The 14,160-nt window shown below is 62.3% G+C and carries 16 protein-coding genes; 2 read left to right on the top strand and 14 right to left on the bottom strand.

The window, feature by feature from the left end; translation table 11 throughout:
• Position 1: 1 nt before the first annotated feature.
• The 11 genes from lipB to HX830_RS05695 form a co-directional block, all read right to left on the bottom strand.
• Positions 2-652, bottom strand: coding sequence for a lipoyl(octanoyl) transferase LipB (gene lipB / locus HX830_RS05745; RefSeq protein WP_103495814.1), 651 nt, complete (start codon positions 650-652; stop codon positions 2-4).
• The gene (locus HX830_RS05740) at positions 652-927 is read right to left on the bottom strand and encodes a DUF493 domain-containing protein (protein WP_103495864.1); all 276 of its coding nucleotides are present in this window, start codon (positions 925-927) and stop codon (positions 652-654) included. Before HX830_RS05740 ends, lipB begins: the two co-directional genes overlap by 1 nt.
• A 96-nt stretch (positions 928-1,023) precedes the next feature.
• On the bottom strand, positions 1,024-2,187 hold the full coding sequence (locus HX830_RS05735) for a D-alanyl-D-alanine carboxypeptidase family protein (RefSeq protein ID WP_152741738.1): 1,164 nt from the start codon (positions 2,185-2,187) through the stop codon (positions 1,024-1,026).
• Between the two features lie 181 nt (positions 2,188-2,368).
• A complete protein-coding gene (locus tag HX830_RS05730; protein WP_152741737.1) occupies positions 2,369-3,385 on the bottom strand; it encodes a septal ring lytic transglycosylase RlpA family protein in 1,017 nt (338 codons plus the stop codon).
• Entirely contained in the window at positions 3,385-4,395 is a 1,011-nt protein-coding gene (mltB, locus tag HX830_RS05725) for a lytic murein transglycosylase B (RefSeq protein WP_152741736.1), read from the bottom strand. Before mltB ends, HX830_RS05730 begins: the two co-directional genes overlap by 1 nt.
• Before the next feature lie 17 nt (positions 4,396-4,412).
• Positions 4,413-5,516: a rod shape-determining protein RodA gene (gene rodA, locus HX830_RS05720; RefSeq protein WP_177099602.1), complete on the bottom strand. Its 1,104-nt coding sequence runs from the start codon at positions 5,514-5,516 to the stop codon at positions 4,413-4,415.
• Positions 5,517-5,554: 38 nt separating this feature from the next.
• Positions 5,555-7,441 carry a penicillin-binding protein 2 gene (mrdA, locus tag HX830_RS05715; RefSeq protein WP_103495810.1) on the bottom strand — a complete coding sequence of 629 codons (1,887 nt, stop codon included), beginning with the start codon at positions 7,439-7,441 and terminating at the stop codon, positions 5,555-5,557.
• Between the two features lie 9 nt (positions 7,442-7,450).
• Positions 7,451-7,918: a 23S rRNA (pseudouridine(1915)-N(3))-methyltransferase RlmH gene (gene rlmH, locus HX830_RS05710; protein ID WP_040071182.1), complete on the bottom strand. Its 468-nt coding sequence runs from the start codon at positions 7,916-7,918 to the stop codon at positions 7,451-7,453.
• 9 nt (positions 7,919-7,927) lie between these two features.
• Positions 7,928-8,422 carry a ribosome silencing factor gene (gene rsfS / locus HX830_RS05705; RefSeq protein WP_103495809.1) on the bottom strand — a complete coding sequence of 165 codons (495 nt, stop codon included), beginning with the start codon at positions 8,420-8,422 and terminating at the stop codon, positions 7,928-7,930.
• Between the two features lie 70 nt (positions 8,423-8,492).
• Positions 8,493-9,179, bottom strand: coding sequence for a nicotinate-nucleotide adenylyltransferase (nadD, locus tag HX830_RS05700; protein ID WP_177099273.1), 687 nt, complete (start codon positions 9,177-9,179; stop codon positions 8,493-8,495).
• 4 nt (positions 9,180-9,183) lie between these two features.
• The gene (locus HX830_RS05695; protein WP_152741735.1) at positions 9,184-10,455 is read right to left on the bottom strand and encodes a glutamate-5-semialdehyde dehydrogenase; all 1,272 of its coding nucleotides are present in this window, start codon (positions 10,453-10,455) and stop codon (positions 9,184-9,186) included.
• 181 nt (positions 10,456-10,636) lie between these two features.
• Here HX830_RS05695 and HX830_RS05690 point away from each other — a divergent pair, with 181 nt between their 5' ends.
• Both HX830_RS05690 and HX830_RS05685 read left to right on the top strand, forming a co-directional pair.
• A complete protein-coding gene (locus tag HX830_RS05690) occupies positions 10,637-11,323 on the top strand; it encodes a DNA-3-methyladenine glycosylase (protein ID WP_152741734.1) in 687 nt (228 codons plus the stop codon).
• Between the two features lie 160 nt (positions 11,324-11,483).
• Complete coding sequence (locus tag HX830_RS05685) at positions 11,484-12,800, top strand: bifunctional DedA family/phosphatase PAP2 family protein (protein WP_177099272.1); 1,317 nt, start codon at positions 11,484-11,486, stop codon at positions 12,798-12,800.
• Here HX830_RS05685 and HX830_RS05680 read toward each other — a convergent pair.
• The 3 genes from HX830_RS05680 to HX830_RS05670 form a co-directional block, all read right to left on the bottom strand.
• A complete protein-coding gene (locus tag HX830_RS05680) occupies positions 12,794-13,027 on the bottom strand; it encodes a cold shock domain-containing protein (protein ID WP_152741732.1) in 234 nt (77 codons plus the stop codon). The genes HX830_RS05685 and HX830_RS05680 overlap by 7 nt on opposite strands.
• Positions 13,028-13,129: 102 nt before the next feature.
• Positions 13,130-13,378, bottom strand: coding sequence for a cold-shock protein (locus HX830_RS05675; RefSeq protein WP_152741731.1), 249 nt, complete (start codon positions 13,376-13,378; stop codon positions 13,130-13,132).
• 184 nt (positions 13,379-13,562) lie between these two features.
• Positions 13,563-14,153, bottom strand: coding sequence for an LON peptidase substrate-binding domain-containing protein (locus HX830_RS05670; RefSeq protein WP_103495802.1), 591 nt, complete (start codon positions 14,151-14,153; stop codon positions 13,563-13,565).
• Positions 14,154-14,160 lie beyond the last annotated feature (7 nt).

Genomic DNA, 14,160 nt, shown 5'->3' with positions numbered 1-14,160 from the left:
ATCAATCGATTCCGCCCGTGAGGGTCGTCTGCTCAGCATAGTCGAGGTGTTTGACGAGCTGCGCGCGCAGCCGGGCACTTACCTCGGCAAATTCAATCGGTCCTGTGTGGTCGCGCAGCTGGGTCATCGCCAGCCCCGCATAACCGCAGGGGTTAATCCGTCGAAACGGCCCAAGGTCCATGTCGACATTCAGCGCCAGGCCATGGAACGAACAGCCGTTGCGAATCCGCAGGCCCAGGGAGGCGATCTTCGCCCCGTCGACATACACGCCGGGGGCGTCGGCCTTGGCCTCGGCGTTCACGCCATAGCCGGCCAACAGATCGATCAGGCAACGCTCCATCCGGCTGACCAGTTCGCGCACGCCAAAACCCAGGCGGCGAACATCCAGCAACAGATAGGCCACCAGTTGGCCGGGGCCATGATAAGTCACCTGGCCGCCGCGATCGACCTTGACCACCGGAATATCTCCCGGCAGCAGCACATGCTCGGCCTTGCCGGCCTGGCCCTGGGTGAACACCGACGGATGCTGCACCAGCCAGATTTCGTCCGGTGCGTCCGCGTTCTTGCGCCCATCGGTAAAGCGCTGCATGGCATGCCAGACCGGCTCGTAAGGGGTCTGGCCGAGCTCGCGAAAGCCCAGCACACCGCCCATCACAGCACCATGTGCACGAAGCCGGTAGCTCGCAGCTCGCTGTTGATGTCGTACAGCTGGTCCTGGCCGGTGGCCACGATATGCAGCTGGATCGTGGTGTACTTGCCGTTGGTGCTCTGGCGCTCGTCCACCCGATTATCGTTGATCGTGGCGTGTTTCTTGACGATCTCGAGGATCTTGTCCTTGTTGCCCACACCCGTGTCGCTGATGACCTTGACCGGGTAGTCGGTAACGGGGAATTCGATTTTCGGTGCTTTTACTTCAGTGTCTGTCATGACAATAACGGCCTCGTAAGCCCAGGCAACGGACATACCTCACGCCCGGGTCAGGCGCGAGGTACGCAAATCGACACTTTCTGTTAGCGGTCGACCTCAGTTGAACATGCCGTAGAAGAACATACGGATGCTGTCCCACAGGCGACGGAAGATACCACCTTCCTCGACCGCGTCCAGCGCGATCAGATCGGCGCTGTGTACCACTTTGTCGTCCAGTTTGACTTCGACTTTACCGATCACGTCACCCTTGGCAATCGGTGCGACCAGTTTCGGGTTCATGGTCATGCTGGCGGCGAGCTTCTTCAGCTGGCCTTTAGGCATGGTCATGGTCAGGTCTTCGGCCAGGCCGGCCTTGACCTGGTGGGTGGTGCCTTTCCAGACAGGTGCCTGGGCCAGTTCGGCGCCCTTCTGGTAGAAGGTCTGGGTTTCGAAGAAACGGAAACCGTAGGTCAGCAGCTTCTGGGTTTCAGAAGCACGTGCCGATTCGCTGTTGGTGCCGAACACCACGGCGATCAGGCGCTGGCCGTCACGTACCGCCGAGGCCACCATGCAGTAGCCGGCCTCTTCAGTGTGGCCGGTTTTCAGGCCGTCGACCGTTTTGTCACGCCACAGCAGCAGGTTGCGGTTAGGCTGCTTGATGCCGTTCCAGAAGAACTCTTTCTGCGAGTAGATCGCGTAGTGCACCGGGTCGAGACGAATGATCGCCCGAGCCAGGATCGCCATGTCGTGGGGCGAGGAGTAGTGATCCGGGTTCGGCAGGCCGGTCGGGTTCATGAAGTGGCTGTTGGTCATGCCCAGTTCGCCAGCCGTCTTGTTCATCATGTCGGCGAACGCGTCTTCGCTGCCGGCGATGTGCTCGGACAGCGCCACGGTGGCATCGTTGCCGGACTGGATGATGATGCCGTGCAGCAGGTCGCTGACGGTCACCTGGGAACCGACCTTGATGAACATCCGCGAGCCGCCGGTGCGCCAGGCGTTTTCGCTGACGGTCACCATATCGTTCTCGCCGATCTGCCCGCGACGGATTTCCTTGGTCGCGATGTAGGCACTCATCAGTTTGGTCAGGCTGGCCGGGGGCAGGCGCTGGTCGCCGTTGTTCTCGACCAGCACGTTGCCGCTGGCGGCATCCATGAGTACGTAGGCTTTGGCGGCCAGTTGCGGCGAGGCCGGCAGGGCCATTTCATCGGCGGCCCAGGCGGCAGGCGCAACGATCAGGGGTACAAGCAGGCACAAACGTTTGGCAAAGGTGGTGATGTTCATCCGTCTCTCGAAATCGCTAATGGAAACTTGCCCTCGCGGGCAAAAATAAATCCGGCAGTTTTCCAACTGCCCCGTGTCAGGTTGCTCGCTCCACCACCCTTTCCAGGCTTTTATTATCAAACGAACCAACAACCCAGGACCCGGCCCCTGAAAAGCAGCCTAATCCACAATTGTGCCTGTGTTACTCCGACGTCACCAGACTTGGCGAACCGAGATTGGCCAGACGTACGCTGTTCTGCACTTGCTGGACCTCACCCGGCGTGCCGATCGGCCCCATCCGTACCCGATGCAGGGTCTGCTGGTTGCGCACGATCGAGCTGACGAAGACCGGCGCTTTCACCATCGAGCTTAGCTTCGACCTCAACAGTTCGGCAGCGTCCGGGTTGGCGAAGGCGCCCACCTGGAGATACTGGCCAGAGGCTGGTGCAGAACCGTTTTTTTTTGCGTCAGCCTGTACGGGCACAACGTCGGTGGCGTGTTGCTGCGGTGGCGGCGTCCACTGCTCGATCGTCCCGGTGGACGCGGTCAGGGCTGGAACCTGGGACTGCGCCACTTGCGGTTCGTTGAGCATCAGCGGCGCCGGCCGCCCCTTCTGGGCCCACCATTCCTGCGGGTCGATTCCCTCGACCTTGACCCGCGCCGTGCCGATCTCGGCATAACCGAGCTTTTTCGCGGCGGCGTAGGACAGGTCGATGATCCGATCCGAATAGAACGGCCCACGGTCGTTGACCCGCAGGATCACGCTGCGGTTGTTGTCCAGGTTGGTCACCCGCACATAGCTGGGCAACGGCAGGGTCTTGTGCGCGGCACTCATGCCGTACAGGTCATAGACCTCGCCATTGGCGGTGTTCTGGCCATGGAACTTGGTGCCGTACCAGGACGCCGTGCCCTGGGCCACGTAGCGCTTGGAGTCGGTCAGCGGGAAATAGGTCTTGCCCAGCACCGTGTAGGGGTTGGCCTTGTACGGCCCGGTGTGCAAGGTCGGCGTGGCATCCGGGATCCGCGACACATCGACGTCCCACCACGGCGCGCCGTCTTTATGGGCACGGTTGATGTCCAGGCCCGGCTTGGCGCGGATGGTATTGGAGGAGGACGACGACTGATAGGGCGAGCGGCTGGTCGAACAACTGACCACCAGCACCGCCAACGCGGTGTAAGCCAACAGCTTCAGTGGTTTTGGAATCGGCAAAGCCTGCATTACTTGACGCCCCGTGCTTGGACCAACAGGTCAGACAGCTGATGCACGGCCATGGCGTACATTACGCTGCGGTTATAGCGCGTGATCGCATAAAAATTCTTCAGGCCCATCCAATATTCCGGGCCATTGTCGCCGTCCAGGCGAAACGCCGTCACTGGCATATCATCGCGCAACGCATCATGACTCGACCAGCCCAGCGCCCGCAACTCCCCAACGGTCTTGACCGGCTCGAGACCCGGGCTCAGGCCCTGGTCGACCTGGTCGCCGCGCACATCCGCGCGGCTGACCACCGGTTCCCCGGCGACCCAGCCGTGGCGCTTGAAATAGCTGGCCACGCTGCCGATGGCGTCGTCGGCGTTGGTCCAGATATTGATATGGCCGGTGCCGTCGAAATCCACCGCATAGGCGCGAAAACTGCTCGGCATGAACTGCGGCAGGCCCATGGCTCCGGCGTAGGAACCCTTGAGGCTCAGCGGGTCGAGCTGCTCTTCACGGGCCAGCAGGAGGAATTCACGCAACTCCTTGCGGAAAAAATCGGCCCGCGGCGGATAGTCGAAGCCCAGGGTCGACAAGGCGTCGATCACCCGGTAATTGCCGGTGTTACGGCCAAAAAAAGTTTCCACGCCGATGATCGAGACAATCACCTGGGCCGGCACGCCGTATTCCTGCTCGGCACGGGCCAGGGCCGCTTCATGCTGGCGCCAGAAATCGACGCCACGGGCCACCCGGGCCTCGGTGATAAAGATCGGCCGGTATTCCTTCCACGGCTTGACCCGTTCCGCCGGGCGGGAAATCGCGTCGAGAATGCTCTGCTTGCGCTCGACCTGACGGAACACCTCCATCAGTTGCTCACCGGCAAAGCCGTAGTCGCGGGTCATTTCCGCGACGAACTGGGCCACTTGCGGCGAACCTTCGTAGTCACCGGCCAGCGCGCCCGTTCCTGCCCCCAGACAGCCGACCAGGCCTATCCAGGGCGCACACCGAGCCGCCCAACCGCGCAATACTTGCATTGAATTGTTCACCTTGCTCAAACCTGTGCGATCCACTTGCGGTGGGTATGGATCGACATCAAAACCCCAAACGCTGACAGCAGTGTCACCAGCGAAGTTCCGCCATAGCTAATGAATGGCAACGGCACCCCCACCACCGGCAGCAGACCGCTGACCATACCGATGTTGACGAAAACATACACAAAAAACGTCATGGTCAGGCTGCCGGCCAGCAGTTTGCCGAACAGCGTCTGGGCCTGGGCGGTAATCACCAGCCCGCGCCCGATCAGCAGCAGGTAGAGCAGCAGCAAGGCGCAAATACCCACCAGGCCGAACTCTTCGCCCATCACCGCGATAATGAAATCGGTATGGCTTTCCGGCAGGAAGTCCAGGTGCGACTGGGTGCCCAGCAGCCAGCCCTTGCCGAATACACCACCGGAACCGATGGCGGCCTTGGACTGAATGATGTTCCAGCCGGTGCCCAGCGGATCGCTTTCCGGGTCGAGGAAGGTCAGGATCCGCTGTTTCTGGTAGTCGTGCATGATAAAGAACCACATGCCCACCGCCACCGGGATCGCCGCCGCCAGTACGCTGATGATCCAGCGCCAGCGCAGGCCGCCCATGAACAGCACGAACGCACCGCCGGCCAGGACCAGCAGCGAGGTGCCGAGGTCGGGCTGGCGGACGATCAGGATAAACGGCACGCCGATCAGCATCAGGCTGATGGCCACGTGCTTGAGCTGCGGCGGCAGGGTGCGCTTGGACAGGTACCAGGCGATGGTAGCCGGCATCAGGATCTTCATGAATTCCGACGGCTGGAAGCGGATCACCCCGGGAATATTGATCCAGCGCGTGGCGCCCATGGCGTTGTGCCCCATGACATCCACCACCACCAGCAGCATCACCCCCAGCACGTAGGTCAGTGGCACCCAGCGCGCCATGAAGCGCGGTTCGAGCTGGGCGATGACGAACATCGAGACCAGGCCGATGCCGAAGGAGGTGGCCTGCTTGATCAGCAGGTCCCAGCTCTTGCCGCTGGCCGAATAGAGGACGAACAGGCTGCCGGCCGCCAGGGTCAGCAGCAGGACCAGCAAGGGGCCATCAATGTGCATGCGTTGCAACAAGGTGGCCCGGCGGCGCATCACATCTTCACTGGAGAGGATGCGGTCGAAATTGGCGATCAAGGCATCACCTGCAAGGGGGTTGAGTCGGCATATTCGGGTTTGAGCTTGCCATCCGGGCCGAGCAACCAGGCGTCCATGACCTGGCGAACCACCGGCGCGGCGACGCCGGAACCGGATTCACCGTTCTCGACCATCACCGCCACGGCAATTTTCGGGTTGTTGGCCGGGGCGAAGCCGACGAACAGGGCGTGGTCGCGATGACGTTCCTGGACTTTCGAGCGGTCGTACTTCTCGCCCTGCTTGATCGCCACGACCTGGGCGGTCCCGCTCTTGCCGGCGATCAGGTACTGCGAACCGACGGCCGCCTTGCGCGCGGTGCCACGGGCACCGTGCATCACTTGCTGCATACCATGGCTGACCTTGTCCCAATCCGCCTGGTTACGCAGGACGATATCCGGCATCGGGTCTTTATCCAGCGGTTTCTGGCCTTCGATGGTCTTGGCCAGGTGCGGACGGTTCCACACGCCCTTGTTCGCCACCAACGCCGTGGCCTGGGCCAGTTGCAGGGGTGTGGCCTGCATATAGCCCTGGCCGATCCCGAGGATCAGGGTTTCGCCGGGGAACCAGGCCTGACGCCGGGTGGTGCGCTTCCATTCGCGCGAAGGCATCAGCCCCGGCGATTCCTCAAACATGTCCAGGGAGACCTTCTGGCCCAGGCCGAACTTGTTCATGTAGGTGGACAGCCGGTCGATGCCCAGCTTGTGGGCCAGGTCATAGAAGTAGGTGTCGTTGGAACGCATGATCGCCGTGTCCAGGTCCACCCAGCCATCGCCGGTGCGGTTCCAGTTGCGGTATTTGTGATCGTAGTTGGGCAGTTCGTAGTAACCGGGGTCGAAAACCCGCGTCGTAGCGTTGACCACGCCGCTGTCGAGCCCGGCAATCGCCACCGCCGGCTTGATGGTCGAACCGGGCGGATAAAGGCCGCGCAGCACCCGGTTGAACAGCGGCCGGTCGATGGAATCGCGCAACTCGGCGTAGGCCTTGAAGCCGATCCCGGTGACGAACAGGTTCGGGTCGAAACTCGGCTGACTGACCATCGCCAGCACCTCGCCGGTGGCCGGGTTCAAGGCCACCACGGCGCCACGACGGCCGCCGAGGGCCTCTTCGGCGGCCTCCTGCAGCTTGATGTCCAGACTCAGGACAATGTCCTTGCCCGGCACCGGGTCGGTGCGCTTGAGCACCCGCAGGATACGCCCGCGGGCGTTGGTCTCGACTTCCTCGTAACCCACCTGGCCATGCAGCTCGGCCTCGTAGAAACGCTCGATGCCGGTCTTGCCGATATGGTGGGTGCCGCTGTAGTTCACCGGGTCCAGGGCCTTGAGCTCCGCTTCGTTGATCCGCCCCATATAGCCCACCGAATGCGCGAAGTGCGCGCCCTGGGGATAATGGCGAACCAATTGCGCGACCACCTCGACGCCCGGCAGGCGGAACTGGTTCACGGCCACCCGGGCGATCTGCTCTTCGGTCAACTCGAACAGGATCGGCACCGGCTCGAACGGCCGCCGGCCCTGGCGCACGCGTTTTTCGAAAAGGACGCGATCTTCCGGGGTGAGCTGCAGGACCTCCACCAGCACATCCAGCACCTGGCGCCAGTCCCCCGAACGCTCACGGGTCACGCTCAGGCTGAAGCTGGGCCGGTTATCCGCCACTACAAGGCCATTACGGTCGTAGATCAGGCCACGGCTGGGCGGAATCGACTGGACATGGACGCGGTTGTTTTCCGACTTGGTCGAGTGATAGTCATACTGGATCACCTGGAGGAAATACAACCGGGCGATCAGCACGCCGATCAGCGCCACCACCACAATTGCGCCGACCACGACACGGTTACGCACCAGACGGGCGTCTTTCTCGTGGTCCTTGAGGCGAATCGGCTGGGTCATTCGGCAGGCTTATTTATGGTAAGGATGCCCGGACAGCACGGTCCAGGCGCGATACAGCTGTTCACCGATCAGGATCCGCACCAAGGGGTGCGGCAAGGTCAGCGGCGACAGCGACCAGCGCTGATCGGCCCGCGCACAGACCTCCGGCGCCAGCCCCTCGGGACCGCCGACCATGAAGTTGACCGTGCGCGAATCCAGCCGCCAGCGATCCAGCTCGACCGCCAACTGCTCGGTGCTCCACGGCTTGCCATGGACCTCCAGCGTGACGATCCGCTCGTTCGGACCGACCTTGGCCAGCATCGCTTCGCCTTCCTGACGGATAAAACGCGTCACGTCGGCGTTCTTGCCCCGGGTATTGAGCGGAATTTCCACCAGTTCCAGCGCCAGTTCGGATGGCAGACGCTTGGCATACTCGTGCCAACCCTCTTCCACCCACTTGGGCATGCGTGAACCGACAGCAATCAGGCGCAGGCGCACAACGCCACCTTATTCCTGGTCTTTGTTGAGCTTGATGAAATGCTCATGGGTGTTTTCCGGGCTGTGGTGCGCGGCGCTGGCCGAACGGCTCTGCTCGGCACCCTGCCACAAACGCTCCAGGTCATAGAACTGGCGAGCGCTGGCGGTCATCATGTGGACGATCACGTCGTCCATATCCAACAGTACCCAGTCGCTGTCGCCCTTGCCTTCTTCACCCAGCGGCTTGATGCCCAGGGCCTTGACCGCTTCGCGGACCTTGTCCAGCATCGCGCCGATCTGGCGGTTGGAGGTACCGGTGGCGATGATCATGAAGTCGGTGATGCTCTGCTTTTCACGAACGTCGATCACCAGGATGTCCTGGCCCTTGACGTCTTCCAGGGCGGCTACGGCAATCTTGACCAGCTCTTCACCCTTGAGGGGCTCACCGCTGAGGACTTTCTCCGGCAGCGGAGCACTCTTGAACGTGCCTTTGCGCTTTACTTTGTTTACGTCGTTGTTGGTCATAAAAAACTCGTTTTGCTCATATGTTCGGGCGCTTCAATACACGACTATTCGTGCTTTCAAGCGCGCCGTTTCAGTTCGACGCACGGTACAGCCCGTGCGCATCGATATAGGCCAGGACCGCGTCAGGCACCAGGTAACGTACCGACTTACCGCTGGCCAGCAGTTGACGGATCTGGGTGGCCGACACCGCGAGGGGTGTCTGCCAGACGAATGTAATATGCCCGCCAGGCCCCGGCAGGGCCTTCGGGTCGCTGACCGACCGCGCGGCCAGCAGGTTGCGCAAGGCATCCGGCGGTTCGCTGTCGGCATCCGGGCGTTGCAGCACCAGGATATGGCAATGCTGGAGCAATTCTTCCCAGCGGTGCCACGTGGGCAGGCCGCAAAATGCGTCCCAGCCCAACAACAAGAATAACTGGTCCTCAGCGGCCAGCTCGGCGCGCATCAGTTCCAGGGTGTCGATCGTGTAGGACGGCTTGTCCCGTTGCAGCTCGCGGTCGTCCACCACCAGCGGGCTGACGCCGGCCACCGCGCAATCGACCATGGCCAATCGATCAATGGCCGAGACCTGCGGTGTATCCCGATGGGGCGGCCGGGCACTGGGGGTCAGGCGCAACTCATCGAGGTCCATCAGCTCCGCGACTTCCAGGGCACTGCGCAAATGGCCGATGTGCACCGGGTCGAAGGTTCCGCCGAGCACGCCAATGCGCCGGGGCGGAACCTGGCGCGGGCTGACGACGGCTGGCGGACGTTTACTCACTCGCTCAGACCGCGGCCTGACCGCGCAACTGCCCGTCGCCGACCACGATGTACTTCTCGCAGGTCAGGCCTTCCAGCCCTACCGGGCCGCGGGCGTGCAGCTTATCAGTAGAAATGCCGATCTCGGCACCCAATCCGTATTCGAAGCCGTCGGCGAAGCAGGTCGGGGCATTGAGCATCACCGAACTGGAGTCGACTTCGGCCATGAAGGCCCGGGACTGCGCCAGGTTCTCGGTGACGATGGCGTCGGTATGGTGCGAGCCGTAGTGGTTGATGTGCTCGATGGCCGCGTCCAGCCCGTCGACCACCCGAATCGACAGGATCGGCGCCAGGTATTCGGTGCTCCAGTCTTCTTCGCTGGCGGCGATGGCCTCGATCACCGCCCGGGTCCGCTCGCAACCGCGCAGCTCGACACCCTTGGCGCGCAGGCGCTCGGCCATGGCCGGGAGGAATTCGGCGGCGACCGCCTTATCCACCAGCAAGGTTTCCATGGCGCCGCAGATGCCATAACGATAGGTCTTGGCGTTGAAAGCGATGTCGCGGGCCTTCGCCAGGTCGGCGTGGGCGCTGACATACACATGGCAGATGCCGTCCAGGTGCTTGATCACCGGCACCCGCGCCTCGCGGCTGACCCGCTCGATCAGGCCCTTGCCACCGCGCGGCACGATCACGTCGACGTACTCGGGCATGCTGATCAGCGCCCCGACGGCGGCGCGGTCGGTGACTTCCACCACCTGCACCACGGCCGCCGGCAGACCGGCTTCGTCCAGGCCGCGCTGGATACAGGCGGCAATGGCGCGGTTGGAATGAATGGCCTCGGAGCCGCCGCGCAGGATGGTCGCGTTACCCGACTTGAGGCACAGGCTGGCGGCATCGATGGTCACGTTCGGCCGCGACTCGTAGATGATGCCGATCACGCCCAGGGGCACGCGCATCTTGCCGACCTGGATCCCCGAAGGCCGGTAGCTCATGTCGCGGATCGCCCCCACCGGGTCCGGCAGGCTCGCCACCTGGCGCAGGCCGACGATCATGCCGTCGATGCGCTCAGGGGTCAGGGCCAGACGTTCAACCAGCGCCGGCTCCAGGCCATTGGCACGGGCGGCGGCCAGATCGAGTTCGTTGGCGGCACTCAGCTCGGCGCGGGCAGCGTCCAGCGCGGCGGCGGCGGCCAGCAGGGCGCGGTTCTTCTGCGCGGTGCTGGCACGGCCGATCACGCGGGAAGCCTCGCGGGCAGCGCGACCCAGACGGGTCATATAGTCGAGAACGGACTCAGTCATGGCTCTTAAGGGGGACTTGGCAAAGAGGAAAGCGGCCGATTATAGCTGTCGCGCCGCCTCACGGACAGCGGTGCCGGGCGGATGGTCGAAATGGAGGACAAATAGTCGCTGTTCAGACGCGATTAAGGCATAAAACGTTATGCTTGCCCCTCGATCAGCCATCCACAGTCTCGCGCCCACGATGTCCAGCCTTACCCCTGCGTCCTTGCCGAACGCCCTGCCCGACGCCTTTTTCGACCGTGATGCGCAGCTGCTCGCCCGTGAATTGCTGGGCAAAGTCGTCCGCCACAAGGTCGGCGATCTCTGGCTGGCAGCGCGGATCATCGAGACCGAAGCCTATTACCTCGAGGAAAAAGGCAGCCATGCCTCCCTCGGCTATACAGAAAAGCGTAAGGCTTTGTTTCTGGATGGCGGACATATCTATATGTATTACTCCCGTGGCGGCGATTCGCTGAACTTCAGCGCCCACGGGCCTGGCAACGCGGTGCTGATCAAATCCGCTTATCCGTGGGTCGACGAGCTCTCCGGGCCAGCCAGCCTGGCGCAGATGCTGCTGAACAATCCGGCGACCAATGGCTCCGCGCGCCCGACACAGAAGCTGTGCGCGGGGCAGACCCTGCTGTGCAAGGCCCTCGGGCTCAAGGTGCCGATGTGGGATGCCAAGCGCTTCGACCCGCAGGGACTGGTGGTCGAGGATGTCGGCACCCAGGTGACACAGATCATCCAGACCACCCGCCTGGGCATTCCCGACGGGCGTGACGAACAACTGATGTACCGCTTCGTCGATGCCAGCCATGCGCCGTATTGCACGCGCAACCCGCTGCGGCGGGGGCAGGTCGAAGGTCGCGATTACTTGCTGCATACCTGAGAACGCGCCTCCTGCGGGCACATGACCTGTGGGTGGCTTGCCGGCGATGGCGGCCGGACAGTCGATGCAAGTCTTGCGGGCCTCATCGCTGGCAAGCCAGCTCCTACATGGGGAGTGTATGACTCAATGTTTTTGTTTGGCCTGAAAAAGGAAATTCTTCATGGGCCCATGGCTCGATAGCATCACCGGCTGGCTGACCGCCAACCCACAATGGCTGGGCCTGGCGATTGTCATCGTCGCCTGCCTCGAATGCCTGGCCATCGTCGGGAGCATCGTGCCAGGCACGGTCACGCTGTTCGCCATCGCCGTGCTGGCCGGCAGCGGCGCCCTGCCCCTGGGCGAAACCCTGCTGCTGGGGTTCATCGGTGGTTTGCTGGGCGATGTGATCTCCTACACCCTGGGCCGCCGTTTCCACCAGAACATCCGGCGCCTGCCCGGCCTGCGCAGTCACCCGCAGTGGATCGGCGGCGCCGAAAGCTACTTCCAGCGCTACGGCATCGCCAGCCTGCTGGTCGGACGGTTTATCGGCCCCCTGCGCCCGATGCTGCCAATGATCGCGGGCATGTGCGACATGCCGTTTCCGCGCTTTATCGGCGTCAGCCTGATCGCCGGTGCCGGCTGGTCGGTGGTCTACCTGCTGCCGGGCTGGGCCACCGGCGCGGCTATCCGCCTACCCTTGCCTGAAGGGTTCTGGTCACAGGCCGCCGTGGTCGCCCTCGGGCTCGTCGCCCTGATCGGGTTGTGCATCCATTGCAGCGTGAAGCGTCATCCCCGAACCACCCTGCTGATTTCAGGCTTGAGCCTGGCGTTGCTGGTCAGCCTGTTTATCGGCTACCCGCACCTCAAGGCCTTCGACCAGGGCCTGATGGCGCTGGTCCAGGAACATCGCGACCAGGCACTGGACGTGGCAGCGGTGATCGCCACCCGCCTCGGCGATTTCCGTATCCAGTTCATCGTCGCCGGGACTCTGACCACCCTGCTGTTTCTCGCCCGCCAATGGCGTCACGGGCTGTTTTTCGGCGCCACCCTGGCGGTGACGGCGCTGGGCAACACCGCCGCCAAATACTTCTTCGCGCGGATCCGCCCGGAAGTGCTGGCCGAGCCGATCACCAGTTTCAGCATGCCCAGCGGCCACAGTTCGGGCTCGTTCGCGTTTTTCCTGATGCTGGCGATACTGGCCGGGCGCGAACAACCGCCAAGGATGCGCATGACCTGGCTATTGCTCGGCTGCCTGCCGGCGCTGGTGGTGGCGCTGTCACGGGTATACCTGGGCGCACACTGGCCCACCGACGTCCTGGCCGGCGCCCTGCTCGCCATCACGGTGCTCGCCGCCAGCCTGAGTCTCAGCCAGCGTTTCATGCCGCTACCGGCCATGCCCCCCAGGGCCTGGTGGCTGATCCTGCCGGCCGCGGTGGCGATCTATGGCTTTTATGCAATGTGGCATTTGCAGCATGCAATCGGCCGATATGCCTATTGAGGCGTTTCGGGAGGATCACTTTCCACGACTTCAAGATTGATGGCATAAAACCGGCCGTCTTCGCCTTGCACGACTTCATAGGTCACGGTGTCGCCGGCCTTCAACTTCGGCCCACCGTCGGCAACGGATTTCACGTGAAAGAAAAGCTCTCGTCCGTCCACATGCGCTGTGATCACGCCTACTCCGCCCCGGGCGGAGTCGTAACGTTCTTCGCCGTGCTTATCCATGATTGCTTATCCCAAAAAGGAAGACGCACGCCGTGGCGCCGAACTGAATAAGGTTCGGTCATCCAAGGGATACTTGGACAGCTGTTTCCACGCAGCAGAACCTCAAAGTATTTGAACTTCGTCCGCTTGCAGACCCTTTTGCCCCTGGGTAGTTTTAAAGCTCACTTTCTGCCCTTCAGCGAGACTTTTAAAACCACTGCCCTGGATGGCTCTGAAATGCACAAAAACATCTGCTGCCCCATCGTCCGGCGTGATAAACCCGAACCCTTTTGCATCATTGAACCACTTGACCGTACCTTTTCTGGGCCCGGAGTGCGACGAGGGTTCCTTGTGTTCCGTATGCTCTGACATTTCAAATATTCCCAGTCACTGAATGACGAAAAGCTCGTCCGTGGACAACATTCGTCCTGCGAGCCTTCCATATTTCTGCCGTTCAATCCTGGATCCATTGCGCCTGTCGGCGCTACTGTCATTTCTGACAGGTTTTCAGATTATTTTTATATAACGGTTATTCCATGTCATTACATGGGCCCACTCAAGCAAACAACTCGCCTTGCAATTCGTCCAATAACACCTGAATCGCATCCAGGCGCTGTTGAGGATCATCCAGTTCCAACAGGTCGATCTTGTCCAGTTCGGAAAACGGCAGCAGATAGGCCAACTGATTGGCCAACGATTGCTGCCCGGTCGCTTCGGCCCCCATGTTCAGGGCCGCGACCATCGGGTGTTCGGCCAGCGCCTTGAGCAGGGCCACCAGGTCTTCGTCCTCGTCCTGCAACGGCTGCTCGGGAACCTCATCCAGCCACTCGACCTCGGCGACCGTCAGTTGATCGCGTTGCAGCTCACTGCTCAGCACGCGGAAACGCCGGCCGCCTTCGACCCGAATGCCCAGCAAGCCGTTGTCCTGCTGCTGGAAATCGCGGATCAACGCTTCACAACCGACCAGGGCAAAGCCCTCCGGCGCATCGCCGACCTCCTGCCCCTCGAGAATGCAGACCACGCCAAAACCGCTGCCCTGTTTCATGCAGCGACTGATCATGTCCAGGTACCGCGCCTCGAAAATCTGCAAATCGAGGATACAACCGGGAAACAGCACGGTGTTCAGGGGAAACAACGCCAGGCTCATAACGATT

The organism is Pseudomonas gingeri (assembly GCF_013385425.1).
GTDB lineage: Bacteria > Pseudomonadota > Gammaproteobacteria > Pseudomonadales > Pseudomonadaceae > Aquipseudomonas > Aquipseudomonas gingeri_D.
Note: the sequence above shows the minus strand (reverse complement) of the source record. Positions and strands in the feature narration are given on the sequence as shown.